The 24,243-nt window shown below is 61.1% G+C and carries 21 protein-coding genes; 15 read left to right on the top strand and 6 right to left on the bottom strand.

Annotated features, from left to right (window positions below):
- Genes waaC through JFT66_RS06495 form a run of 6 tightly spaced genes read left to right on the top strand, consistent with a single transcriptional unit; the run spans nt 1 to nt 5,938 of the window.
- On the top strand, nt 1-1,062 hold the full coding sequence (gene waaC / locus JFT66_RS06520; protein WP_198858998.1) for a lipopolysaccharide heptosyltransferase I: 1,062 nt from the start codon (nt 1-3) through the stop codon (nt 1,060-1,062).
- The gene (locus JFT66_RS06515) at nt 1,062-2,186 is read left to right on the top strand and encodes a glycosyltransferase family 4 protein (RefSeq protein WP_198858997.1); all 1,125 of its coding nucleotides are present in this window, start codon (nt 1,062-1,064) and stop codon (nt 2,184-2,186) included. The genes waaC and JFT66_RS06515 overlap by 1 nt, the downstream gene beginning before the upstream one ends.
- On the top strand, nt 2,183-2,989 hold the full coding sequence (gene rfaP / locus JFT66_RS06510; RefSeq protein ID WP_034117396.1) for a lipopolysaccharide core heptose(I) kinase RfaP: 807 nt from the start codon (nt 2,183-2,185) through the stop codon (nt 2,987-2,989). Before JFT66_RS06515 ends, rfaP begins: the two co-directional genes overlap by 4 nt.
- Entirely contained in the window at nt 2,989-3,723 is a 735-nt protein-coding gene (locus JFT66_RS06505; RefSeq protein WP_034117397.1) for a lipopolysaccharide kinase InaA family protein, read from the top strand. Before rfaP ends, JFT66_RS06505 begins: the two co-directional genes overlap by 1 nt.
- The gene (locus tag JFT66_RS06500) at nt 3,720-4,472 is read left to right on the top strand and encodes a lipopolysaccharide kinase InaA family protein (protein ID WP_153838718.1); all 753 of its coding nucleotides are present in this window, start codon (nt 3,720-3,722) and stop codon (nt 4,470-4,472) included. Before JFT66_RS06505 ends, JFT66_RS06500 begins: the two co-directional genes overlap by 4 nt.
- Nucleotides 4,472-5,938, top strand: coding sequence for a lipopolysaccharide kinase InaA family protein (locus tag JFT66_RS06495; RefSeq protein WP_198858996.1), 1,467 nt, complete (start codon nt 4,472-4,474; stop codon nt 5,936-5,938). Before JFT66_RS06500 ends, JFT66_RS06495 begins: the two co-directional genes overlap by 1 nt.
- Nucleotides 5,939-5,961: 23 nt before the next feature.
- On the opposite strand, the gene JFT66_RS06490 is transcribed toward JFT66_RS06495, so the two are convergent.
- Nucleotides 5,962-8,016, bottom strand: a complete 2,055-nt coding sequence (locus tag JFT66_RS06490; RefSeq protein ID WP_198858995.1) for a TonB-dependent receptor family protein — start codon at nt 8,014-8,016, stop codon at nt 5,962-5,964.
- Nucleotides 8,017-8,192: 176 nt separating this feature from the next.
- On the opposite strand from JFT66_RS06490, the gene JFT66_RS06485 reads away from it, so the two are divergent.
- The 7 genes from JFT66_RS06485 to JFT66_RS06455 all read left to right on the top strand — a co-directional run bounded on the left by JFT66_RS06485 (nt 8,193) and on the right by JFT66_RS06455 (nt 15,257).
- Nucleotides 8,193-8,534 carry a YceK/YidQ family lipoprotein gene (locus JFT66_RS06485; protein WP_198858994.1) on the top strand — a complete coding sequence of 114 codons (342 nt, stop codon included), beginning with the start codon at nt 8,193-8,195 and terminating at the stop codon, nt 8,532-8,534.
- 54 nt (nt 8,535-8,588) lie between these two features.
- Nucleotides 8,589-8,945 (top strand): YceK/YidQ family lipoprotein, encoded by a 357-nt coding sequence (locus JFT66_RS06480; RefSeq protein WP_034117402.1) that lies wholly within the window; start codon nt 8,589-8,591, stop codon nt 8,943-8,945.
- A gap of 142 nt (nt 8,946-9,087) precedes the next feature.
- Complete coding sequence (locus JFT66_RS06475) at nt 9,088-10,845, top strand: carbamoyltransferase family protein (protein WP_124365589.1); 1,758 nt, start codon at nt 9,088-9,090, stop codon at nt 10,843-10,845.
- Entirely contained in the window at nt 10,846-11,742 is an 897-nt protein-coding gene (locus JFT66_RS06470; RefSeq protein ID WP_153838723.1) for a GNAT family N-acetyltransferase, read from the top strand.
- Nucleotides 11,739-13,145, top strand: a complete 1,407-nt coding sequence (locus JFT66_RS06465; protein ID WP_198858993.1) for a PIG-L deacetylase family protein — start codon at nt 11,739-11,741, stop codon at nt 13,143-13,145. The genes JFT66_RS06470 and JFT66_RS06465 overlap by 4 nt, the downstream gene beginning before the upstream one ends.
- 85 nt (nt 13,146-13,230) lie before the next feature.
- The gene (locus JFT66_RS06460; protein WP_034117406.1) at nt 13,231-14,379 is read left to right on the top strand and encodes a glycosyltransferase family 4 protein; all 1,149 of its coding nucleotides are present in this window, start codon (nt 13,231-13,233) and stop codon (nt 14,377-14,379) included.
- Entirely contained in the window at nt 14,376-15,257 is an 882-nt protein-coding gene (locus tag JFT66_RS06455; RefSeq protein ID WP_034117407.1) for a glycosyltransferase, read from the top strand. Before JFT66_RS06460 ends, JFT66_RS06455 begins: the two co-directional genes overlap by 4 nt.
- A gap of 48 nt (nt 15,258-15,305) precedes the next feature.
- Here the strand turns inward: JFT66_RS06455 and JFT66_RS06450 are convergent, their stop codons facing one another.
- The gene (locus JFT66_RS06450) at nt 15,306-17,147 is read right to left on the bottom strand and encodes an O-antigen ligase family protein (protein ID WP_198858992.1); all 1,842 of its coding nucleotides are present in this window, start codon (nt 17,145-17,147) and stop codon (nt 15,306-15,308) included.
- A 158-nt stretch (nt 17,148-17,305) separates the two neighbouring features.
- On the opposite strand from JFT66_RS06450, the gene msbA reads away from it, so the two are divergent.
- Both msbA and hldE read left to right on the top strand, forming a co-directional pair.
- Entirely contained in the window at nt 17,306-19,111 is a 1,806-nt protein-coding gene (msbA, locus tag JFT66_RS06445) for a lipid A export permease/ATP-binding protein MsbA (RefSeq protein ID WP_034117910.1), read from the top strand.
- A 210-nt stretch (nt 19,112-19,321) separates the two neighbouring features.
- Nucleotides 19,322-20,743 (top strand): bifunctional D-glycero-beta-D-manno-heptose-7-phosphate kinase/D-glycero-beta-D-manno-heptose 1-phosphate adenylyltransferase HldE, encoded by a 1,422-nt coding sequence (gene hldE, locus JFT66_RS06440; protein WP_034117409.1) that lies wholly within the window; start codon nt 19,322-19,324, stop codon nt 20,741-20,743.
- A gap of 33 nt (nt 20,744-20,776) precedes the next feature.
- Here the strand turns inward: hldE and JFT66_RS06435 are convergent, their stop codons facing one another.
- The 4 genes from JFT66_RS06435 to JFT66_RS06420 are packed head-to-tail and all read right to left on the bottom strand — an operon-like array spanning nt 20,777 to nt 24,153.
- On the bottom strand, nt 20,777-21,736 hold the full coding sequence (locus JFT66_RS06435; RefSeq protein WP_034117410.1) for a hypothetical protein: 960 nt from the start codon (nt 21,734-21,736) through the stop codon (nt 20,777-20,779).
- A 41-nt stretch (nt 21,737-21,777) separates the two neighbouring features.
- Nucleotides 21,778-22,590: an aldo/keto reductase gene (locus tag JFT66_RS06430; RefSeq protein ID WP_034117411.1), complete on the bottom strand. Its 813-nt coding sequence runs from the start codon at nt 22,588-22,590 to the stop codon at nt 21,778-21,780.
- On the bottom strand, nt 22,587-23,762 hold the full coding sequence (locus JFT66_RS06425) for an NAD(P)/FAD-dependent oxidoreductase (protein WP_034117412.1): 1,176 nt from the start codon (nt 23,760-23,762) through the stop codon (nt 22,587-22,589). Before JFT66_RS06425 ends, JFT66_RS06430 begins: the two co-directional genes overlap by 4 nt.
- A 55-nt stretch (nt 23,763-23,817) precedes the next feature.
- Complete coding sequence (locus JFT66_RS06420; protein WP_034117413.1) at nt 23,818-24,153, bottom strand: DMT family transporter; 336 nt, start codon at nt 24,151-24,153, stop codon at nt 23,818-23,820.
- Between the last annotated feature and the right edge of the window lie 90 nt (nt 24,154-24,243).

Genomic DNA, 24,243 nt, shown 5'->3' with positions numbered 1-24,243 from the left:
TTGCGGGTACTGGTAGTCAAGACCTCATCCCTGGGCGATGTGATCCACGCCTTGCCGGCGTTGACCGATGCAGCGCGGGCAATCCCCGGCATCCGCTTTGATTGGGTGGTAGAAGAAGGCTTCGCCGAAATCCCGACCTGGCACCCGGCCGTGGACCAAGTGATCCCGGTGGCAATCCGCCGCTGGCGCAAGAACCTCTGGCAAACCTTCAAGAGTGGCGAGTGGCGACGCTTCAAGCAGCGTGTGCAGTCGACCAAATATGATTTGGTGATCGACGCCCAGGGCCTGCTGAAAAGCGCCTGGCTGACCCGTTACGTGCGGGCGCCAGTGGCCGGGTTCGACAAGCACTCGGCCCGCGAGCCGATCGCTGCGCGCTTTTATTCGCGGCGCCTGGCCGTGGCCCGTGGGCAACATGCGGTGGAGCGCTTGCGCCAACTGTTTGCCGTGGCCTTGGGCTACGACCTGCCCAAAGGCTTGGGCGACTATGGCCTGAGTGTCGAGAAGCTGCTCGGCCTGCCGCCGAAAAAACCTTTTGTGTTGCTGTTGCACGGCACCACCTGGGACACCAAGCACTGGCCCGAAGCTTACTGGCGCGAGCTGGCCGAACGTATGGGCCGCCTGGGCGTAGATGTGAAGCTGCCGTGGGGCAATGCCGCCGAAAAGGCCCGGGCCGAACGCCTGGCCCAGGACCTGCCCAACGCCGAAGTGTTGCCCAAGCTCAACCTGGCCGGTGTGGCCCGTGTATTGGCCGGCGCCCGTGCCTGCGTGGCAATGGACACTGGCCTCGGCCACTTGGCGGCCGCGCTGGATGTGCCGACCATCTCCCTGTTCGGCCCCACCAACCCCGGCCTGACGGGTGCCTATGGCAAGGGCCAGATTCACCTGGCCAGCGATTGGTCCTGCGCGCCGTGCCTGCAGAAAAACTGTACCTATCAACCGACGGCCGACGACTTGCGTCGGTTCGACATCCTGCGTGAGTCGCCCCTGTGCTTCACACGCCTGAACCCCGAGCGTGTAGCAAGCCGGCTGAGCACGTTGTTACTGGCCGAGGAGCAGCACTGATGCAACTGGCTTTTGTTCTGTACAAGTATTTCCCCTTCGGTGGCTTGCAGCGCGACTTCATGCGCATCGCCCTGGAGTGCCAGCAGCGCGGCCACCAGATTCGTGTGTACACCCTGATCTGGGAGGGTGATATCCCGCCAGGTTTTGAGGTGCTGGTGGCGCCGGTCAAGGCGTTGGTCAACCATCGCCGCAACGAAAAACTCTATGCCTGGATCCAGGCCGACCTGGCCAAGCGCCCGGTGGACCGTGTGGTGGGGTTCAACAAGATGCCGGGGCTGGATGTGTACTTCGCCGCCGACGGTGTGTTCGAGGACAAGGCCCAAAACCTGCGCAACCCCATGTACCGCTGGTTCGGGCGCTACAGGCACTTCGCCGAATATGAGCGCGCGGTGTTCGATAAAGACGCCAAGACCCAGATCATGGTGTTGTCCGAGCATCAGCAGAAGCTGTTCACCCAGTATTACGGGACCCAGGCCGAGCGCTTCCACTTGCTGCCGCCCGGCATTGCCCGTGACCGACGCGCGCCGCCCAACGCGGCTGACATTCGCGCCGAGTTTCGCGGTGAGTTCGGCCTGGCCGACGACGACCTGCTGCTGGTTCAGATCGGTTCGGGCTTCAAGACCAAGGGCGTCGACCGCAGCCTCAAGGCCGTGGCCGCATTGCCCTCGAAGCTGAAGAAACGCACCCGGCTGTTTGTAATCGGCCAGGACGACCCCAAAGTATTCCAATTGCAGAGTGCCGCATTGGGGCTGGGTGACCAGGTGCAGTTCTTCAAGGGCCGCAGCGATATTCCGCGCTTCCTGCTGGGCGCAGACCTGCTGATTCACCCTGCGTACAACGAGGCGGCCGGCATGGTGCTTGTCGAAGCGGTGGTCGCCGGCCTCCCGGTACTGGTGAGCCGGGTGTGCGGCTACGCGTTCTACATCGACAAGGCCCAGAGCGGCCGGGTGTTGGACGAGCCGTTCGAGCAAGCCCAGCTCAACCAGTACCTGGTCGATATGCTCGACGACCCACACGCGCGTGCGACCTGGAGTCGCAATGGTCTGGCCTTCGCCGAGACGGCCGACCTCTATAGCATGCCGCAGTACGCTGCGGACCTGATTCTGGCGGAGCCAAACCGATGAAGTTGATTCTTGCCGAACCCTTCAAGACCCTCTGGGCCGGGCGCGATGCGTTCGCCGAGGTCGAGAAGCTGCAAGGCCAGGTGTTCCGAGAGCTGGCCGCCCGTCGTACGTTGCGTACGATGGTCGAAGGCCAGCCTTATTTTGTGAAGATCCACCGTGGCATCGGCTGGGGCGAAATCCTCAAGAACCTGGTCACGGCCAAGTTGCCGGTGTTGGGCGCGGGCCTGGAGTGGCAGGCGATCCAGCGTTTGCAGGAGCTCGGCGTGCCGACCATGACCGCCGTGGCGTTTGGCGAAAAAGGCAGCAACCCGGCCGACCAGCATTCGTTTATCGTCACCCAGGAGCTGACCCCGATTGTCAGCCTGGAAGACTTGACCCTCGACTGGGTCAAGCAACCGCCAGTGCCAGCCATCAAGCATGCCTTGACTGTCGAGTTGGCCCGCACCGTCGGCGCGATGCACCGCGGCGGCGTCAATCATCGCGATTGCTACCTCTGCCATTTCCTGTTGCACACCGACCAGCCCATCACCGTCGACAACCTCAAGCTGTCGGTGATCGACCTGCACCGGGCCCAAGTGCGTTCGACCATCCCCATGCGTTGGCGCAACAAAGACCTGGCCGGCCTGTATTACTCTGCACTGGAGATCGGCCTGACCCAGCGCGACAAACTGCGCTTTCTCAAGGCTTACTTCCAGCAGCCGCTGCGCCAGATCCTGGCGGAGCAAACCGCGCTACTGTCTGAGTTGGAACGCATGGCCGCGAAGCTTTATGCGCGCAAGCAACGATACGGGGATGCGCTCTGATGGCGGGTTGGAACCTGGAACCTGCCTACGCCGCCCTGGCGGATGACTTTGGAAGCCTGGACGCGGTCTTCGCCTTGCAAGGCGAACGGCTGACTCGCGACCCGCTATCAGAAGTGATCCGAGTAGAGCGCGGCGGGGTCAATTATTACGTCAAGCGCTACGTAGGTGCCGGCAAAGGCCTGCGCCGTTACCTGGGCAGGCCACGGGTGAAATCCGAATGGCAGAACCTCAAGCGCTTCGCCAAATGGGGTATTCCTACGGCTGATGTGATCGCCTGGGGCCTTGATCGCAAGGGCCTGGCCTATAACCGTGGCGCCATGATCACTCGCGAATTGCCCAAGACCGAAGATTTGTCGGTGCTGGCCGAGCGTAATGATGAGCGCCTGAAAGACCCCCAGTGGGTCGATGGCATCAGCCGCCAGCTCGCCGAATACACACGGACCATGCACGACCACCGCTTCACCCATAACGACTTGAAGTGGCGCAACCTCCTGGTGGATGACCAGCGAACCCTGTACCTGATCGATTGCCCCAATGGCGATTTCTGGCGCGGTTTCTGGCTCAAGTACCGTATCACCAAGGATCTGGCTTGCCTGGACAAAGTCGCCAAGTATCACTTGTCGGCCACCCAGCGCCTGCGCTTCTACCTGCAATATCGCCAACGCACGCACCTGACGGCGTCGGACAAACAGCGAATTCGCCATGTGGTGAAGTTTTTCGAGGGACGCGAATGAGTGATTTCCTGGCGGCCGAAGACCGCGCTTTGCTTGAGCGCAACGGTCTCGCGACGTTCGATGCCCTGTGGGCCAAGCAACTGGACGCGGTGGACGAGCCCAATACCAGCCAGGGCGGCTGGAGCAGTGTGTATCGCCTGGAACTTGAAGGTCAGGGTTACTACCTCAAGCGCCAGAGCAACTACCTGACGCGCACCTTGCACCGGCCGTTTGGCGAACCGAGTTTTGCTCGCGAGTTTCGTAACATCAGCCTGTATCGAAAGCTGGGCATTCCCGCGTTGCAGGCGGCGTTTTTTGGTGAGCGCAAGGTTGAAGGCGAGCGCCGTGCGATGTTGCTGACCCGTGCCCTGGATGGTTGGAATGACCTGGATTCGCTGCTGGAGCAGTGGTCGCAATTGAGCGATGCCCAGCACTGCGCGATCCTGTTGGCCTGCGGCAAACTGGCGCGCCATCTGCACAGCGTGGGGCAGGTACATGGCTGCTTTTACCCCAAGCATATCTTCCTGCAGGCCACCGTTGATGGTTACGCTGCGCAGTTGATCGACCTGGAAAAAACCCGTCCGCTGTTGTTTGGCTGGCGTGACCGGGTCAAGGATCTGGAGCCGTTACTGCGTCGTGCGCCGCAATGGTCAGACGCGCAGGTGCGCCAACTGCTGGCGGCGTATCTTGAGCAGGCTGAGGACAGTGCCTTGGTGTCCACTTGGCTCCAGCGCTTGACCGCCCGCCGCAGCCACAAGGAGAACCGCTGATGCGTCTGTCCGAGCTGAAAAATGCCGGCCGTTCCCCCAGCCTGCCGTTGACTATCGACTTGGCAGATGCTGCAGGCCCGGGGCAGTTGCAACTGCTGAGCCTGTTGCGAGTGTTGCCGGGCCAGCGCTACGTGGGCGCGGCGGTCTGGCGCGGTCGTCCGGTGTTGGCCAAATTGTTGGTCGGCAGCAAGGCGGCGCGGCATTTTCAGCGCGAGCTCAAGGGTGTGCGTTTTTTGGCCGAGCAGGGCCTGACTACGCCTTTATTGCTAGCCGATGGCTTGCAGGAAGGCGAGGGCGGCTGGCTGCTGTTTGAGTTTATCGAGGGCGCCCAGAGCCTGGGCGACGCCTGGCTCGCCGTCGAAAGCCTGCCACCGTTGGCGGATGAGCAAACCGCCGTACTCGCCGAAGCGCTGGGTGCGATTGCCCAAATGCATGCCCAAGGCCTGTGGCAAGAAGACCTGCACCTGGACAACCTGCTGCGCCAGGACGGCAAGCTGTATTTGATCGATGGCGCGGGCATTCGTGTCGAGCAGCCGGGCAAGCCGCTGTCGCGCAATCGAGTACTGGAAAACCTCGGGGTGTTTTTTGCCCAGTTACCGAAAAACCTCGAGCCATTTACTGAAGAATTGCTGGTGTACTACCTGCTCGGTAACGGCGAGCACGCCTTGCCTCTGGAAGCCCTGGAAAAGCAGGTATGCAAAGTCAGCGCCTGGCGCTTGAAGGACTTCCTGGACAAGACCGGCCGCGAATGCACGCTGTTCAGCGTGGTGCGTGGCGCCTTTGGCTTGCGTGCAATCCGTCGCGAAGAAGAAGCGGCCATGTTGCCGGTGCTGGAGCAGGCGGATGCGTTGCTCGACCAGGGCCACCTGTACAAGACCGGCGGTGCGGCCAGTGTGGCCAGGGTCGAGGTGGCCGGTCGGCCGCTGGTGATCAAGCGCTACAACATCAAGGGCTTTGCCCACTGGCTCAAGCGCTTCTGGCGCCCGAGCCGAGCCTGGCATTCCTGGCGCGAAGGCAACCGCCTGGCGTTCCTCGGCATCGCCACGCCCAAGCCGCTGGCCGTGCTGGAAAAGCGCTGTTTCTGGTTGCGCAGCCGCGCCTACCTGATCACTGAATACCTGCCGGGGCCGGACATCATCGAGCGCTTCGCGCCCTATGTTGAGCGTGGCGATGTGCCAGAAAGCGAGCTGCTGGCGCTGGATCACCTGTTTGCGCAGTTGATTGGCGAGCGCATCAGCCATGGAGATTTCAAGGGCCACAACCTGTTCTGGAGCGACGGCCGCTGGGCGATGATCGACCTGGATGCCATGTGCCAGCACCGTTCAATCGCCAGCTTTGCCCCGGCGTATGCCAAGGATCGTGCGCGGTTCATGCGTAATTGGCCGCAAGACAGTGCGCTGTATCGGGTGATCGATCAGCGGTTGCCCAAAGAGGTAGGCGCACCGCCCCTCCCACATCAGAATTGATATTCAGCCCCAGCGCCTGCATACTAGGAGCGCCCCGGCGCTGCTTCGTAGTAGCGCCCGTTGCCGTCACCCACGATCACCGATCCCACGTACTGGCGATTCAGCAAGTTATCCAGGCGCAACGTCTGGTGAAAGGTCCAGTGCTCCACCTTCTGCTCAAACCGCGCGCGCCAGTTGAAGACGCTATAGCCCGGTGCGGCATGTTGAGTGTTGGTGTCTTCGACATAGACCTTGCTGCGGTACAGGCCCTCGATGGCAGTGCTGACCCAGTCTCGCGGCTTCCAGTTCAGTTCAGCGAACAGGGTGGTTTGCGGTACGCCGGGGAGGTAGTTGCCTTTGTCGATGGTATTGGCGCCGCTGGTGTAGTCGCTGTCGTAGGTTGCCTGCAGGCGGGTGTAGGCGAGGTTGGTGCTCCAGTGCTCGCTGAGCTGACTTTCCACGCCCAACTCGAAGCCACGGCGCAGGGTGCGGCCGGCATTTTGGTAGCTGGTGCGGCCACCGATGGATTGCTGTACGACCAACTCGTCTTCAGTGGTGATCTGAAAAACCGCTGCGTTAACCCGCGTGTTGTTCAGTTGCGCCTTCAAACCTATTTCATATTGGGTGCTTTCAGACGGCTTCAAACCGAAGTTGAAACCTTCGACGTTGCCCGGTGCGTAAGCCAGTTCGGCCTGGGTCGGCGTCTCGAAGCCTTTGCCAGCGCTGACGTAACCGTGCAGCTCTGGTGTGAATGCATACATCACGCTCATCGACGGCGTATTTTTCTGGTAAGTCTTGTTGCCGCTGGCGTCGCCATTGCTCAGGAATTGATCGTCGACGTCCATTTGCAGGGTGCTGTGGCGGATACCGGCTTGCAGGGTCCAGCGGTCGAGGGCCCAGTTGGCCTGGATATACGGGTCAAGGCTGCGAGCCGTGTCGATTTCATCACGACGGAGCTGGCCTTTCACGCCGAGGGTGCCGCCGCTGTAGTTCTGGTAGCCGTGGCGGCTGTCTTCGCTCTGGTCGAAGTCCAGGCCGGTGATAATCATCAAGTCGCCGGGAGCGCTGTCGATGGGCTGCATCCAGCGCACGCTGCCGCCGTAGAATTTGCGGTCGAATTGCACCACGCCGCCGCCGCGTTCGTTAGCCGGCGTGCCTTTGGGGATCGACAGGTACTGAATCACACTGCGCCGTCCGGTATAGGCATTTACCTGCAACGTCGCATTGCCGATATACCGCTCGTAATTCATCCCCAACTGCTGATGATCGATGCTTTTACGCGTGTTATAGGTCAGCGCATTAGCACTCACCGAGCGCGGGTCGGCCTTGTATGCCGCCCAGGTCTGCCCCAGCGGGTCCTGCGTGCCGTTCTGCTCCAGGCTGCTATAGATCAACGCCAGTTTGCTGTCGTCATCGGGCTGGAAGTTGAGCTTGGCGAAGGTCTGGTCACGACGGGCGCTGCTGTGGTCGCGATAGCCGTTGGTGTCCATGCGCGAGGCGTCGAGTACAAAACCGGCGCCATTGGCCGCGCCCTCGGCAGTAAGGTGGTTCTTGTTCAGGCCGTCGCTGCCCACCAGGGTTTCGGCGCCGATGCGCGGAGGGCCTTCGCCGTCGCGGGAGAACATCTGGATCACCCCGCCGGCGTTGCTGCCATACAAAGTCGCCGCCGGGCCGCGCAGCACTTCGATGCGTTCGGCGGTGTCGAGGTTGAAGGTGGCTGCCTGGCCCTGGCCGTCCGGGGTGCTGGCAGGGATGCCGTCGGCGATCAGCTTGATGCCACGCACACCAAACGCCGAACGGGCGCCGAAGCCTCGGGAAGAAATCTGCAAGTCCTGTGCGTAGTTCTGGCGGTTCTGCACCACCAGGCCAGGCACGCGGGACAGGGCTTCGGAGGCGTTGATGCCCAGTTGGCCGTCGCTGATCTGTTCGCGGCTGATGCCGTCCACCGAATAGGGCAGGTCGAACGTCGGGCTGGCGCTGCGCGAGCCGGTGATCACGCTGGGGTCGAGGATCAGTGGCGAATCATCGCCCTGAACGGTGCTGCTCAAGGCCAGCAATCCAGGCAGCAAGAGGGAAAAGCGAGCGTGCGTTTTTTTCATGGGGCAGCCAGAGTCCTCGGCACGCGCAACAAAGGGCGCGCAAAAGATGCGCGAGTTTAAAGATTTAGTCAGGTTTTACCATTTCGGATTTTTCCCACGCAATGTAGCGGTGTTTCTCGGGTGAATAAGCGAATCTGCCGGTGATAGCGTGGAACACCGTTTACGAGGCGTAGGCCATGACAAGAAAAATAAAAGCTGCACTGGGTGTCAGTCTCGCAGCACTGCTATTAAGCGGCTGTGGAACGGTTAATAGCGTCATTCGCAAAGAGGGCGACACGGCGCGTGAGCTCAGGCTCGTCAAAACCTATTGCCAATCCATTCCCCGCGTTTACAGTGGAGTGGCCTTTGATTTCTGCACGTTGCACGCGGCCCCGGACCCCACCGGGTTTCTCATACCCTTCGTGCTCGTAGATATTGCGGTGTCCGCGGTTGCCGACACGGTGGTTTTGCCCTATACGGTTTATCGACAATCGGCCGACGGCAATATCAGCATCTATTGGCGTCCGGGCCGCTCATGAGCTGGGGGATAAAAGTACCCGGCCCTCCCATCTACAAGGCGAAAGGAGTTGTCCGTGAGTCGTGGTTTCAAAGTCCTGCTGGTTTCAACCTTGTTATTGGCTTCCGGTTGCGGAACGATCAACACCGTCTTTCGTCCGGATGCTGTGGCCAGCCAGAATCTCAAGGAGTCGCGCAGCCACTGCGAAAACGTGCCGCGTATCTACAGTGGGGTGATCTACGGTTTTTGTACCCTCAATGGCGAGCCTGCACCGGATAAAAGCCTGAAGGACCAAAGCCTGCTGGATAGCCAGGGCAATGCCTTCCCGATCATCGCGATTGAATTTGTCGCCTCTGGCGTCATGGACACCCTGGTGCTGCCCTATACGATCTACCGCCAGAACAAGGACGGCAGCATCGAGATCTTCCGCTAGTCCCTCACGGCGCTTGCCGCTAACAGCTTCCCCCTGCTTTTAAGCTATAATCCCGCCCTTTAGCTGTTTCTCGCCCAGGCGAGAGGCACACTTTTTTCAGGCGCGACCCGCCTGCATGCAGACTAAAAGAGGCTAGACCCCTGTGGCATTGACGATTCTTGGCCTGTCCGGCGCCCTTAGCCATGATCCTTCCGCAGCCCTGTATATCGACGGCAAGCTGATCGCGGCCGCCGAAGAAGAGCGCTTCGTACGCGACAAACATGCAAAGAACCGCATGCCCTACGAGTCGGCGAAGTTCTGCCTGGAGCAAGCCGGCATCAAGCCTTCCGACGTTGACGTGGTGGCGATTCCGTTCGCCCCGATCAGCTTGTTCGGCGAGGCGCGCTGGCACTACGCCAAGCGCTACTGGTACGCCCCGGACCGCGCCCTTGATGCGATCCTGATGGGCAACCGTCGCTACAAGCGCTATCGCAACAAGATCGTCTGGTGCCTGGAGCAACTGGGCTTTGATCCGAAGAAAATCAAGATCGAACCGGTTGAACACCACCTGGCCCACGCTTCCAGCGCCTACCATTGCTCCGGTTTCCAGGAAAAAACCGCGATCCTCGGCATCGACGGCAAGGGTGAGTACGCCACCACCTTCTTCGGCTACGGCGAAAACGGCAAGATCCACAAGATCAAGGAATTCTACGACCCGGATTCCCTGGGCGGGCTGTACGGCGCAATCACCGAGTTCCTCGGTTTCGAGATGCTCGACGGTGAGTTCAAGGTCATGGGCATGGCGCCGTATGGCGATGCCAGTAAGTATGATTTCTCGCGACTGGCCTCGTTTGAAAACGGCGAGTTGGTGATCAACACCGACTACGCCAACGTCATCGGCTTGCGTCGTTATAAAGAGAAGGGCAAGGGTTTCTACTTTTCGCCAAAACTGATCGAGTGGCTGGGGCCCAAGCGTGAAGGCGACATCGCCGACGAGCCGTACATCCACTACGCGGCCAGCATGCAGGCGCTGTTCGAGAAGCTGGCCCTGCAGATGATCGACCACTACCTGGGCGACATCCTCAAGGACACCGGGAAGCTGGCCTTCGCCGGTGGCTGTGCACTGAACGTCAAGCTGAACCAGAAGATCATCGCCCGTGACGACGTGAAAGAGCTGTTCGTACAGCCCGCTTCCGGCGATGCAGGCACCGCCGTCGGTGCGGCCGCGTACGTGTCCCACGCCCGTGGTGTACCGGTGGAGAAGATGGAACACGTCTACCTCGGCCCGTCCTACAGCAACGAAGACGTGATTGCCGCCTGCGCCAAGCACGCGAGCAAGCCGAACTGGCGCAAGATCGAAAACATGCCCAAACGCATTGCCAAGATCATGGTCGATGGCAACCCGGTGGCCTGGTTCCAGGGTCGCATGGAGTTCGGCCCGCGTGCCCTGGGTGGTCGTTCGATCATCGGTTGCCCAAGTGCTACCGGCGTGGCTGACCGCATCAACCACCAGATCAAGTTCCGCGAGCGCTGGAGGCCTTTCTGCCCGTCGATGCTCGACACCGTGGCCCCGCAGATGATCAAGGTCGATCACCCGGCGCCATTCATGACCTTCACCTTTGAAGTCTCGGAAGAGTGGAAGACCCGCGTGCCGGAAGTGGTGCATGAAGACGGCACCTCCCGCGCCCAGGTGCTCAAGCGCGAATACAACCCGCGCTACTACGACATGATGAAAGAGCTGGAAGTACTGACCGGCAACGGCGTATCGCTGAACACCTCGCTCAACCGTCGTGGCGAAGCGATGATCTGCTCGCCGACCGACGCGCTGAACATGTTCTTCGGCTCGGACCTGCAGTACCTGATCATGGAAGACATTCTGGTCGTCAAGGACGGCGTGGACCCCTATGACGCCGTGGTTTAAATGCTGAACCGCTTCCAGGGCTGGCGTGAACGTGGCTGGGCGCCTGTCGAGGCCGAGGTTTACGCCCAGGCCTGGCAGCGTTACGGCGGCAGCGTGGCGACCCATCCGCAGGTGATCGAGCGGCTGGCCGGGTTGGCGCAGATTCCGGTGCGTTACCTGGGCTGGGAGCAAGGTGGTGAGCTCAAGGGGGCGATAGCCACCTGGGGACGCGACCTGGCCCTGTCCAAGGACGTACTCAAGCGCACCGGCAAGAAAGGCCTGTTTGACCTGGGCAATGCCGAGATCATCCTGCCGATTGCCGCCGATGCGCAGGTACCGCTGCGTCATCGCGCGCGCTATCTGTCGGCGCTCAATGAAGGGCGCGTGAGCACCCTCAAGCCCCAGGCCGAGCAGTTGGCCATGGCGCGCACCCCCGAAGAACTGTCGAAGAAGTTTCGCTATAACCAGCGCCGCGAATTGCGTCTGCTGGAAGAGGCGGGTGGCGTGGTGCGGGCGGTGAGTGAGTTTTCCAGCGTGGAGCTGGCGGCAATTTATTGCGACCTGTTCCAGCGCCGTTGGGGCTTCCCGGCAGCAGGCGCGGCGCGTCTGGCCGAGGTGCTGGAGCTGCTCAAGGAGTTTCTGTTCGGCTCGGTGCTGTTTCTCAATGACGCGGCGATTGCGGTGCAGTTGGTGTATCAGGTGCAGTCCAGCGAATGGTTCAGCGCCGAGTATGTCAACGGCGGCGTCGACCCTGAAACCCGCGCCTTCAGCCCCGGCAGCGTGCTGAGTTTTCTCAATACCCAAAGCGCGTGGGAACAGGCGCGGGCGGCGAACAAGTCGTTGCGTTTCTCCTTCGGTCGTTCCGACCGTGAATACAAGGAGCGCTGGTGCAATCCGGTGCCGGTGTTCAGCGTATGAGCCGCAAACAGCAACTGCTCAAGCGCCATCGGCGCAACAAGCGCATTGCGCTGTTGATCGGCTTGCTGATGCTGGTGGTAACCGGCGTACTGGTGGCTTGGTGGTTGCCGCCGGTGCTGGCGGTGCTGCTGTGGGCGGCCCATGAAGCCTGGTTTGCCGATCACCTGTTTTACTCGCCCAAAGACAGCTACGAGTATGCATTTCCAGTCGGCAGCGAACAGCCCGGTTTGCGTCTGGAGGCGGGACAGTTGCTGTGTGACACGCCTTTGGCTGCGGACGAAACCCTGATCGTCGGTGTCGAGTTGAAAAGCTCTTGGCTGGGACGGTTCCTCGACCCCGCAGTAGACGTTTTGGGCCTGGAGATACCGGATCGGCAAGTCTTCGAGCGCGGCGTGGCCGGGCGGCGTTACCTGAACCTGACCGGCGCGGCCGAAGCACTGTCGGCGGGCAGTGTCAGGCTGCGCGCACGTTTTTGCCGGATCAAGGGGCAGCCGACACTGTGGCGCTTGCGTCAACCGGATTATCGCCAGCACCGCGTGATGGTGATTGCGCCCCATGCCGACGATGCCGAACTGGCTGCGTTCAGCCTTTACAGCCAGGCAACCGAAAGCTGGGTCGTGACCCTGACTGCCGGTGAAATCGAGGCCGAGCATTATCAGCAAATGGGCCTGCCCAGGGCTGAAGCCGCACGCCTCAAGGGGCGTCTGCGTGCCTGGGACAGCATCGCCGTGCCGCGTTGGGCTGGCGTACCCGAAACGCAGTGCGTGCAACTGGGTTACTTCTGCATGCAGTTGCAGGCGATGCAGGCCGCACCGGATCAACCTATGGCCTCCCGCGAAGCCGACCTGAGCGATACGCGGCTGTTTCGCCAGTTCAACGGCTTTGCATTGCCGGGGGACGTGGACGGCGCGCCGACCTGGCATAACCTGATCGCTGACCTTCGGGCACTGCTGCTCAAGGCGCGTCCCCAGGTGATCGTGTTGCCCACGCCGTTGCTCGACCCCCACGCGGACCACATCTGTGCCCATGCGGCGGTGCTTGAAGCGTTGCAGGGCCTGGAGTGGCAGCCCGACACATTGCTCGGCTACGCCAATCACCTGCATGATAACGACCGCTGGCCCATGGGCGATTCGGGGGCTGGCGTGGCGTTGCCGCCGCGTTTCGATGCAGCGGTCGAGATGGTGCCTTGCAGCTTCCCGCTCAGCCTGAGCCAGCAGCAGGACAAGGCCATGGCCCTGGGCATGATGCATGACCTGCAGCCGCCAGCGCCGTTCAAGCGTCGCGTGCGCAGGTGGTTGCAGCAACTGTTGGCAGGCCGTAAGCCATCGCCTTATGGCGAGAACGAATTTTTTCGCAAAGCCGTGCGCCGTCACGAGCTGCTGTGGGTCCTGAAGCAGGACTGAGCGCCTATTGAAGACAGGCCGGTATTTGCCTGTCGCCCTTTTTACCGGGCTGCGTGCCCGTAGCCAGATCGCTGCATGGAGAGTTATGAAGCCGCGTTTCAAGGTTCTGCAGTTACAGCCAGACTACAACGTCAAGACCAATGACTTCGCCGACCTGGGTGAGCAAATCGTCAAGTCCTTGCCGGCTGAGCGTTTCGAGGTGACGTCGGGGTTTCTCAGCGGGCGCCCGCTGCCGGGCCAGCCCCTGAGCGTGGCTGAACACTCTCACTATTTCGAGCTGCCAGAGAAGTCCCTCAAGGGCATTCGTTTTGGCGCCATGTGGCAGATCTACAAGTATTGCCGCGAGCAGAAATTCGACGTGGTCATCTGTAACCGCTTCAAGTCGGTGAACATGATGCTGTCGCTCAATCGCTGGTTGAAAATCCCGCTGTGCATCGGCATCTCCCACGGTTTCGGCGAGTATGCCCGTGGCTATCGTCGGCGCCAGACCCAGCGTTGGGTCAGCCCGGCGTGGCGATTTGTCGGGGTGTCGGAGGCGGTGAAAGACTACCTGGTGGACCTCAATTGCGGGTTTACCCGCGAAAACACCACCTATGTCACCAACGCTATCGATATTCCCCAGGCCGAAGCCTTGCAGTTGACCCGTGAGGACGCGCGCAAGGCTCTGGGCCTGCCAATGGACGCACGGATGATCGGCGCGCTGGGTCGCCTGGTGCCGATCAAGGGCCACACTCATCTGCTGCAAGCCTTCGCCACCCTCAAGGACAAATACCCTGAGGCGCAGGTGGGCATCATCGGTTCCGGTCGTGCCGAAGCTGATCTGCGTGCGGACATCGAACGCCTGGGCCTGACTGGCCGTGCACACTTGCTGGGCTTTCGCGAAGACGGCATGAAGTACGTGCGAGGCTTCGACATCTGGACCATGCCGTCGCTGTTCGAGGGCTTGGGCCTGGCCCTGCTGGAAGGCATGAGCGGCCATCTGCCGGTGATCGCCTCCAACGGCCCGGCGATGCTGCCATTGGTGCAGGGCGCGGGCGGTTTGTCCCATGATCCGGGCAACGTCGAGCAATTGGCTGCGGCTCTGGATACTTATCTGGCATTGAGCGATGAACAGTTGCGCGCCAAGGGTGAGGAGGTGTTCCGCTATCTGGAGGCCAATCACACCCTTGACGAGTTCAAGCACAAGTACCTGACCCTGATTGAAACCGGTTTGCGTGAAGTAGGTAGAGCATGAATCAGCAACAACCCCTGGTGTCGGTGATCATCGCCTCCTATAACCATGGCCAGTACATCGAGCAAAGCATCTTGAGCGTGCTGGGGCAGACCTACCCCAATATCGAACTGTTGGTGGTGGATGATGGCTCCAAGGATGACAGCGTTGAGCGCATCCGGCGTTTGCAGGCCGAGCACGGTTTTGATTTCCAGGTGCAGCAGAACCAGGGGCTCAGCGCCACCTTGAACGGCGCTATTGCGCGCGCCAAGGGCAGCCTGATCGCACCGTTCGGTTCGGATGACATCATGCTGCCGGACCGTATCGCTACCCAGGTAGCGTATATGGAGGGCAAGCCGAAGGTGGGGATGTGCGCCGGCAATATCGAGCTGATCGATGCTGACGGCAACCTGCATCCGGAGAAAAAACAACGTCGCGACGTGCCGTTTCGCAGTCTCGACTTCGACGACATGTTCCTGGACCGCAAACCCTTCCCACCGGCGCCGACCATGCTGATTCGTCGGCAGGTGCTGGAGGAAGTCGGAGGGTTCGACCCGCAGATTCCCCTGGAGGACCTGCTGATCCAATTGAAGATCACGGCGGCGGGCTACACCATCGACGCCCTTGACGTGGTGATGGCCAAGTACCGGCAGCATGCCAACAACACGTACAAGAACCACCGCTACATGATCCAGAATATTCTCAAGACCTATGCCAAGTTCAGCGACCACCCGGCCTACGACGCGGTTCGCTACAACTTTTTGAACTCGATGTTCCTCAAGACCGCTGACCGTGATCGCCCACTGGCGCGGGAGATTCTCAAGCAGATCCCGCTGAAGTTCTGGGGGCGCAAGACATTGCGTGGGTTGGTGCGGTTGTATCTGGCACCGCTCAAGGGCTGAAACTGCGCCTCACCCTGTAGGAGCGAGCAAGCTCGCTCCTACAGATGTTTAAAGGCTCTGGACCTGCTCGCGAATTTTCGCGGTAGCCGATGGGCTTGCCACTGAGGCGTAACCTTTGACCAGTTGTTCGAAGTGCGTTTCGAATAGCCAGTTACGGTCCTGTGGATAGCGCTGCATGTGGCGCAGGTTACGCTGGCGCAGGGCGTAGCGCAGTGAAGACGGGTAGATGCGCAGGTCGGCCACGTCGATCAGGCCGAACTCGCCGTCATCCATCAACAGTACGTTGCCCAGGTGCAGCGAGCGGAAGTACACGCCGCGCTCGTGAAGCTGCGCCATGAACCGGCCAAAACGCTCGACCAACGATTCGCGCAAGCTGCTGTCCAGGCTTTGCAACGCCTGACGCAAGGTCAGGCCGGGCAGTGGCGTATAGCTGACGGCGCTGCTGGCGTCGCTCAAGCGATACAGCCCGAGGATTTGCGGCGTGGGAATGCCCAGGGTACGCAACTGTTCGCTGTTGCTGGCAAAGCGCTCGGAGTAGGGGTTGAAGCTGCCGGAGGTGTACCAGCGGCGAGGGCGGAACAGCTTGAGGAAACTGCCGTCTTCCAGGCGCAGGACTTTCGGCCCCAGGCCGTCGGCTTCAATGACATGGGCATTGCTGCACAGTCGGTCAAAGGCTTCGTTCTTGATCGATCGCACCGGCATGCGCAGCAGGCTGCGGTGCCGCTGGGCAATGCTCAGGCCAGCAATGATTGCCAAGGGGATCCACAACAGGAACCAGTGCTCCTTGGGCCGCGACAGGATGCCGCCGCCTTCGGTGAGGCCGGCGCCGATGCCGTAGGCGAGCAGGGACGAGGCCAGGATGAACAGCGGCTGTGCGCGTTCCTTGAAACTTTTGTACAAGGCCCAACCGAGCATGAATATCCACGGGATAAAGCCGATGATGCCGACGTAGTACAGCACGCCGAGGGCGAAGCTATGCGGCTCGCGCAGTTCGGTGGTATTGGCCAGTGTCAGGTATAGCTCGGAGTCGTAGCTGTGGCCGATCCAGGGGTGTTCGGCGATACGCTGCAGCGAGAGGCCCCACACTTCCAGGCGAAACGAGGTGCCGCGCTCAGTGACCAGTTCGGGGGCGATGAGCAAAAGGGCTGCCGCGCCTAGGAACATGCAGCTGATCAGCACTGCTGCACGGCGATTACGGCTGACGAAACCCATCCACAGGGTGGTCAGGGTCAGTGCCAGCAGTGGTGTGCGGGAGCCGGTCGCCAGGATCGCCGCTGCCATGACCGCCAGGGCCGGCAAGCTGAACCACAGCACGCGCAGTCGATCGGTGGTCATGCACACATATAGCCAGTAGACGCAGAAAAAGCCGAAGATGTGGGAGCTGAGCAGAGGATTATCGAGGGCTCCAAGGCCACCGATCATGCGCATGCCGGGTTCAAAGCCTTTGGCGAATGCCACCAGGTTACAGAGGCACACTACCAGCGCAATCACGGCGGCACTGAAGAAGATCGGCTTGAACAACTCGTTGCGGTAATGCAGCAGCAGCCCGCAGCCACCAAAGAGCATGAAGGTGTTCAGCGGTCGCTTGAACAGGTCGGTGTCGGTGCTGTGTTCCGGGCTCCAGAGCAGGCTGATCAGGGCCCAGGCGGAGAAGGCCAGGAACGCGAGCGCCAGGGGCTCGCGCAACAGATCCTTGAGTTCCCGGGGGCGCATGCACAACAGGAACAAGGTCGGCACGCTGAACAGGATGTAGACAATCCGGTGCAGCACATTGCGATTGCCGACGAAGAACAGAGCACTCAGGAGCAGCAACAAGCCAACAGGCAAAATCCATAGGACCAGGAAGTCGAAAACGCGATTTGAGCCATAATTAAGGCGCTTGGAGTGCATACAGTAGAGCCATTCCAGAAAGAGAAAGCCGACCATCTTAAGCTAGTGGCTATGTAATGTCGCCCGTGGGATCCAACCGGGCCGCGGGCTACACCGGGTGCAAGTACAACAGAGAAGCTGTGCTAAAGTCAGCCTCCTTTTTCAAAACGCCGCGTGATATGACCGACTCCAGTCCGAGCGCAAGCCCTTCGAGCTTGAAAATATACTTCCGTCTGCTCAGTTACGTTAAGCCCTATATGGGCTTGTTCGCATTGAGTATTCTCGGATTTCTGATTTTCGCGTCGACCCAGCCGATGCTGGGTTACATCCTCAAGTACTTTGTCGACGGCCTTTCCAACCCGGAAGCCGTGCTGTTCCCGACCGTGCCGGTTTTGCGCGACCTGCAACTGCTGCAGGCCGTACCGCTGCTGATCATCCTGATCGCGGCCTGGCAGGGCTTGGGTTCGTTCCTGGGCAACTACCTGTTGGCCAAGGTCTCCCTGGGCCTGGTCCATGACCTGCGGGTACAGTTGTTCAACAACTTGCTGACGCTGCCCAACCGTTACTTCGACAATCACAACTCCGGGCACCTGATTTCCCGTATCACCTTCAACGTGACCATGGTCACGGGGGCGGCAACCGATGCGATCAAGGTAGTGATCCGCGAAGGCATGACGGTGATCTTCCTGTTTGCCTCCCTGCTGTACATGAACTGGCGCCTGACGCTGGTGATGATCGCGATCCTGCCGTTGATTGCCGTGATGGTCAGTACTGCCAGCAAGAAATTCCGCAAGCAGAGCAAGAAGATCCAGGTGGCCATGGGCGACGTGACCCACGTGGCTTCGGAAACCATCCAGGGCTACCGTGTGGTGCGCAGCTTCGGCGGCGAAGTCTACGAAGAGAAGCGCTTCCTCAAGGCCAGCCAGAGCAACACCAACAAGCAACTACGCATGACCCGCACCGGGGCGATCTACACCCCGGCGCTGCAATTGGTGATCTACTCCGCCATGGCGGTGCTGATGTTCCTGGTCCTGTACCTGCGTGGCGATGCCTCGGCGGGTGACATGGTGGCCTACATCACCCTGGCCGGCTTGTTGCCCAAGCCGATCCGTCAGCTCTCGGAGGTCAGTTCGACCATCCAGAAAGGTGTTGCGGGCGCAGAAAGCATCTTTGAGCAGTTGGACGAAGACGTTGAGGTCGACCACGGCACCATCGAGCGCGACAAGGTCAATGGCCGCCTGGAAGTGCGCAATCTGAACTTCACCTACCCAGGCACCGAACGCCATGTGCTCAAGGACATCAGCTTCACTGCCGAGCCTGGGCAGATGATCGCCCTGGTGGGCCGTTCAGGCAGCGGCAAGTCGACCCTGGCCAGCCTGATCCCGCGTTTCTACCACCATGAAAGCGGTGAAATCCTGCTCGATGGTGTAGAGATCGAAGACTACAAGCTGCTCAACCTGCGCAAGCACATTGCCCAGGTCACCCAGCACGTGACCCTGTTCAGCGACACCGTGACCAACAACATTGCCTACGGCGACCTGGCTGGTGCGCCTCGCGCCGACGTTGAAGCGGCGGCGGCAGATGCCAATGCCAAGGACTTCATCGACCAGTTGCCCAAGGGCTTCGATACCCAGGTCGGCGAGAATGGTGTGCTGTTGTCCGGCGGCCAGCGCCAGCGCCTGGCGATTGCCCGTGCATTGCTCAAGAATGCGCCGCTGCTGATTCTCGACGAGGCCACTTCGGCCCTCGACACCGAGTCCGAGCGGCATATCCAGGCGGCCCTGGACAAGGTCATGCAAGGCCGTACGACCCTGGTGATCGCGCACCGTTTGTCGACCATCGAGAAGGCTGACCTGATTCTTGTGATGGATGACGGGCGGATTGTCGAGCGCGGTACCCACGGCGAGTTGTTGGCGCAGAACGGCTATTACGCTCGCCTGCATGCCATGGGCCTGGACGCACCGGTGCCAGCGGATATCACCTGATCTGACAGGTGCGCACCGGGCTATTGTGGGAGGGGGCTTGCCCCCGATCGCGAAGGGTCAGCTTGCAGAAATGCGGCTGACCCACCGCCATCGGGGGCAAGCCCCCTCCCACATTTGCCCTGCAATGGATTCAGCGTCGCGCCAGTCGCAAGCCATCGCAAACCCTGTGCTAATATCGCGCCCCTGTTCATTTTGTATGTGGGTTGCTCCATGAAGTTGTCCATGCCGCGATTCAATCAAGCCGCTGTCTTGGTGGTCGGCGATGTCATGCTCGACCGTTACTGGCATGGCGGTACCTCACGGATTTCCCCTGAGGCGCCGGTACCGGTAGTCAAGGTCGAGCAAATCGAAGACCGCCCAGGTGGCGCTGCCAACGTCGCCCTCAATATTGCCGCCCTCGGCGCCCCGGCCTCCCTGGTGGGTGTGACCGGCGACGACGAAGCTGCCGACAGCCTGGCCAACAGCTTGCATGGTGCCGGCGTGCGCGCACTGTTCCAGCGCATCGCCCATCAGCCGACTATCGTCAAGCTAAGGGTCATGAGCCGTCACCAGCAGTTGCTGCGTATCGATTTCGAAGAACCGTTCGCCACCGACGCCCTGGCCCTTGGCAATCAGGTCGACGCATTGCTCGAAGGTATCAAGGTGCTGGTGTTGTCTGACTACGGCAAAGGCGCCTTGCAGAACCACCAGGTGTTGATCCAGGCCGCCAAGGCTCGCAACATCCCGGTGCTGGCCGACCCCAAGGGCAAGGACTTCTCGGTTTATCGAGGCGCCAGCCTACTGACGCCGAACCTCAGCGAGTTCGAAACCATCGTTGGCGGTTGCGCCGATGAGCACGAGCTGGTGAGCAAGGGGGCCGCATTGATGACCGAACTTGACCTGGGCGCCTTGCTGGTGACCCGTGGTGAACACGGCATGACCCTGTTGCGCCCGGACCATCCGGCGATGCACCTGCCGGCGCGTGCCCGTGAAGTGTTTGACGTTACCGGTGCCGGCGACACAGTGATTTCCACCCTGGCGGCGTCTATCGCGGCCGGCGAGGAACTGCCCCACGCCGTGGCCTTGGCCAACCTGGCGGCGGGTATTGTGGTGGGCAAGCTGGGTACCGCGGCGATCAGCGCACCGGAATTGCGCCGTGCGATCCAGCGCTCCGAAGGTTCGGAGCGCGGCGTGCTGGGCCTGGAGCAATTGCTGCTGGCGATTGACGACGCCCGTGCCCATAACGAAAGCATTGTGTTTACCAACGGCTGCTTTGACATCCTGCACGCCGGTCATGTGACTTACCTGGAGCAGGCGAGTGCCCAAGGCGATCGCTTGATCGTCGCGGTCAACGATGATGCTTCGGTCAGTCGCTTGAAAGGCCCGGGCCGTCCGATCAACAGTGTCGACCGGCGCATGGCGGTGCTGGCGGGGCTGGGCGCAGTGGACTGGGTGATCAGCTTCTCTGAGGGCACTCCGGAAAACCTGCTGGCCCAGGTCAAGCCAGACGTGCTGGTCAAGGGCGGTGACTATAGTGTCGACCAGGTGGTCGGTGCGGATATCGTCAGTGCCTACGGCGGTACGGTCAAAGTGCTGGGGCTGGTTGAAAACAGTTCTACCACGGCTATCGTCGAAAAAATCCGCAACAACTAATACGCGCGACAGCCGGGGCGAGGCTGCTCGCCCCTAACTCTTTTTCGGCACGATCTTGCGCAGCATCTGCCGCGCCTTGCCGGTCAAACGCTTGAGTTTCGAATCCTTTTCCGGCTCTCCCAGGCCCTGTTGCCTGAGCCAGTCCTTCCAGCGAATCCGCTCATCGCGCACCAGCCAGCCTTCTTGCTGGGCAAAGCTTTCCGCCAGGTACAAACCGCGTGTGCTGGCCGGGTACAGCTGGTCTTTCTTGACGGTATACAACTCGGCGAGTGGCTCTCCGTCTTTCAACGGCATCAGGTACAGGTCCGGCCGCTGGCGATCCAGGCGCGCTACCAGTTGGTCACCCTCCAGGCGTTCGTCCACATGGAACAGGCTCAAGGACTTGGCTTCCTTCGGCACTTCCAGGCGCAGGTCATAAATCAATTGCAGCGACGCCGTTGGCAGGTGCACATAGGCCCGCGGGCGCTCGATCAGTTGGGTAGTGGCGCAGCGCACCGGGCGAGCTGCGCCAGACAAAGGGCTCAGGCGAAATGGCAGGGCTTCGCGGTAATGCAGGGCGGAGGAGTAGGGGGCAGGCAGCCAAGTGTCGTTGAAGCGCCCGCCGAGCCAGCCTTCCGGGGTTTCGAGCAGGCATTCCTCGGCAATTTCCTGGATGGCGGTGTGCAGTGGCAGGTTCAGCTCATGGGCCGGTACGTAGCCTGAGATCAGCTTGAGCACCACATCGCCGCGGTCCTGGCGGCGTTGGCGCACCAGTACCCAGTAATCCTTGTTTTGCCAGTGCAGGGTCAGGCGCACCGAGACGCCGAGATTCGCCAGCTCCAAGGCGAAGCGTTCGGCGTCTGGCACTTCTACCGGCTTGCGCCGTTGCAGGGTCTGGGCGAAGTTGAGCGGCATGCCGACGCTCTGGTAGCTCAGGCCCTCGGGCGTGGCTTCGACGTGCAACGGTAGTGTCTTGAAGTTACTCGGGTTTTTTCGAATCAGCGTGCGCGACATGTCGGCTCCTTCTTGCGACGGGGTCGGCCGCGTCGGCGGCATCAGAGTTGACGGATGACCCGGGCAGCGGTCGCCACGTTATGGGCCAGGTGCAGCGGATTAATGGTCCCGACAATAGCACTGGCGACGCCCGTTTGCGCAAACAACAACATGAAACTGGCATGAATTGGATCCATTCCTGGCTCCAGGCACACGTGGCCGCTGGCCAGGGCTTTTTTCACCAGGATGCCCTTGCCATGGGCTGCCGCATAATCGATCACGGCTTTCTCAGCCTGTTCGTTGAGGTTGTAGGTGACCATCGCGCAGTCACCCTGTTCCAACGCCTTTACGCCGCCTTCCACGGTTTTGCCGGAGAAGCCGAAACCGCGAATCTTGCCTTCTTGCTTCAGCTCCGCCAGGGTCTGGTAAACCTCGCAATCATTGAGGATATGCAAGTCGTTGCCGTCGGAATGCACCAGCACCAGATCGATAAAGTCCGTTTCAAGGCGTTTCAGGCTGCGTTCGATCGACATCCGCGTATGGGCTGCGCTGAAATCGTGATGAGATACGCCGTTAACAAACTCTTCGCCGACTTTGCTGACGATCACCCAGTCCTTGCGTTGGTCACGCAGCAGTGGGCCCAGGCGCTCTTCGCTCATGCCATAGGCCGGCGCGGTGTCGATCAGGTTGATGCCCAGCTCGCGCGCCTGGCGCAACAGCATCCGCGCCTCGTCGTCGCCAGGGATCTGAAAGCCGTTGGGGTATTTCACTCCCTGGTCGCGGCCCAGCTTGACGGTGCCCAGGCCCAGCGGTGATACCAGCAGGCCAGTGCTGCCCAGTGGGCGATGCAAGTCGTGCAGGGTTGGCAGGCTCATGGCAACAATTGCTCCCAGGCAGGTTGGCCGATAGCTGGTTTTGGCAGGTCGGGCAGTGGGGCGCTGGCGCTGGGGCGGATGCCGTCGCGCTCGAGGGCGTTGAGTACACGGTCGGCGAAGTCCGGCGCCAGGGCCAGTTTGGTCGGCCAACCCACCAACAGGCGGCCGTCTTCGGCGAGGAAGGCGTTGTCGGGACGCGTCAGCCCCGATTGCAGCGGCTCGGCGCGATCCACCCGCAGGGTAGCCCACTGGGTCTGGCTCATGTCGATCCAGGGCAGCAGTTGCGCCAGCTCTTTCTGGGCGGTGGCAATTTGTTCTTCAGGTGTGCGCGCTACGCCATCCGCCTCGGCGATATCGCCGCCCATGTACCACACCCAATTGCCGTCGGCAGCCGGGTGGGTGGTCACGGTGATGCGCGGCTTGGTGCCGCCACCCAGGCAATGGGCGTACAGCGGCTTGAGGCCCGGGCCTTTGGCGATGATCATGTGCAGCGGGCGAGTTTGCATGGCCGGCTGGCTCAGGCCCAGGGCCGTGAGCAAGTCAGCGGTGCCAGCGCCGGCGCTCAATACAATGCGCTGGGCACGAATTTCACGGCCATCGACCTTCAAGCCCACCAGCGTGTCACCGTCTCGTAGCGGTTCGATATGCTGGCCAGCGAGCAAGCCGTCACCCGCCAATTGCGCCAGGCGTTCGATCAGGCTCGGCACGTCTACCACCAATTCCGCCAGGCGATAGACCTTGCCCTTGAAGCGGCGGTCTTGCAGGGCAGGAGGAAGCTCGTCGCCCTTGACCTGATCGACGCGGCCACGCACGGCCTTGCTGGCGAAGAAGCTGGTGAGGTTGCCGGCGAGAGTGCCCGGCGACCACAGGTAATGGGCTTGGGACAGCAGGCGTACGCCGGACAGGTCCAACTCGCCGCTGCCTGTGAGGGCTTCACGCCAGCGGCGCGGCATGTCGGCAATGGCTTCGGAGGCGCCGGTGAGGGCGCCATGCAGGGCGTATTTCGCACCGCCGTGAATGATCCCTTGGGACTTCACACTTTGCCCGCCGCCCAGGGTGGCGCTTTCCACCAGCACCGTGGCAAACCCCTGGCGGCGCAGGCGCGCATTGAGCCAGAGGCCGGCAACCCCGGCGCCGACAATCAGAACGTCGGTGGAAATAACGGATGGCATCGGCGACCTCAGTGTTCAAGACAAGAGGCGCAGTATACAGGCTGTTGAGGAGCGGTCAGTGCCCGACGGTTTTCGAGAACAGCTGAATCACCACCACGCCCAGCACAATCAGGGCCATGCCCAGCATCGCCGGTACATCCAGCTTCTGCCCATAGATGAACAGCGCTGCAACACTGACCATCACAATCCCCAGCCCTGCCCAGACCGCGTAGGCCACGCCCACCGGCACGGTGCGCACCACCAGGGTAAGCATCCAGAACGCTACGCCATAACCCACAATCATCAGCAGCAGCGGGATCGGTGTGCTCAAGCCCTTGACCGCTTTCATGGAGACGGTCGCGACCACTTCCGAGCAAATGGCAATGGCCAGGTAAATATAGGCGGCATTCATGGGGGTAATCCTCGGTGTGTTAGGTGCTCGATAAGGTCGGCATTTTAGTCGTTTGCCAGATGGGGTAAAGTCATTACCTATCTGGATTGG

Origin of the sequence: Pseudomonas sp. MF6755, assembly GCF_016405635.1 — a bacterium.
Classification (GTDB): Bacteria; Pseudomonadota; Gammaproteobacteria; order Pseudomonadales; family Pseudomonadaceae; genus Aquipseudomonas; species Aquipseudomonas haemolytica.
This window is presented reverse-complemented; position numbering and strand designations above follow the sequence as displayed.

Bases quoted from the DNA above. Each gene is read 5' to 3' on its own strand.
- JFT66_RS06430 (WP_034117411.1), bottom strand. From the start codon at position 22,590: ATGAGCCTGCCAACCCTGCACGACTTGCATCGCCCACTGGGCAGCACT.
- JFT66_RS06460 (WP_034117406.1), top strand. From the start codon at position 13,231: ATGAAGCCGCGTTTCAAGGTTCTGCAGTTACAGCCAGACTACAACGTC.
- JFT66_RS06465 (WP_198858993.1), top strand. From the start codon at position 11,739: ATGAGCCGCAAACAGCAACTGCTCAAGCGCCATCGGCGCAACAAGCGC.
- JFT66_RS06435 (WP_034117410.1), bottom strand. From the start codon at position 21,736: ATGTCGCGCACGCTGATTCGAAAAAACCCGAGTAACTTCAAGACACTA.
- JFT66_RS06470 (WP_153838723.1), top strand. From the start codon at position 10,846: ATGCTGAACCGCTTCCAGGGCTGGCGTGAACGTGGCTGGGCGCCTGTC.
- JFT66_RS06505 (WP_034117397.1), top strand. From the start codon at position 2,989: ATGGCGGGTTGGAACCTGGAACCTGCCTACGCCGCCCTGGCGGATGAC.
- JFT66_RS06450 (WP_198858992.1), bottom strand. From the start codon at position 17,147: ATGCACTCCAAGCGCCTTAATTATGGCTCAAATCGCGTTTTCGACTTC.
- JFT66_RS06515 (WP_198858997.1), top strand. From the start codon at position 1,062: ATGCAACTGGCTTTTGTTCTGTACAAGTATTTCCCCTTCGGTGGCTTG.
- JFT66_RS06420 (WP_034117413.1), bottom strand. From the start codon at position 24,153: ATGAATGCCGCCTATATTTACCTGGCCATTGCCATTTGCTCGGAAGTG.
- JFT66_RS06490 (WP_198858995.1), bottom strand. From the start codon at position 8,016: ATGAAAAAAACGCACGCTCGCTTTTCCCTCTTGCTGCCTGGATTGCTG.
- JFT66_RS06485 (WP_198858994.1), top strand. From the start codon at position 8,193: ATGACAAGAAAAATAAAAGCTGCACTGGGTGTCAGTCTCGCAGCACTG.
- msbA (WP_034117910.1), top strand. From the start codon at position 17,306: ATGACCGACTCCAGTCCGAGCGCAAGCCCTTCGAGCTTGAAAATATAC.
- hldE (WP_034117409.1), top strand. From the start codon at position 19,322: ATGAAGTTGTCCATGCCGCGATTCAATCAAGCCGCTGTCTTGGTGGTC.
- rfaP (WP_034117396.1), top strand. From the start codon at position 2,183: ATGAAGTTGATTCTTGCCGAACCCTTCAAGACCCTCTGGGCCGGGCGC.
- JFT66_RS06425 (WP_034117412.1), bottom strand. From the start codon at position 23,762: ATGCCATCCGTTATTTCCACCGACGTTCTGATTGTCGGCGCCGGGGTT.
- JFT66_RS06455 (WP_034117407.1), top strand. From the start codon at position 14,376: ATGAATCAGCAACAACCCCTGGTGTCGGTGATCATCGCCTCCTATAAC.
- JFT66_RS06495 (WP_198858996.1), top strand. From the start codon at position 4,472: ATGCGTCTGTCCGAGCTGAAAAATGCCGGCCGTTCCCCCAGCCTGCCG.
- JFT66_RS06500 (WP_153838718.1), top strand. From the start codon at position 3,720: ATGAGTGATTTCCTGGCGGCCGAAGACCGCGCTTTGCTTGAGCGCAAC.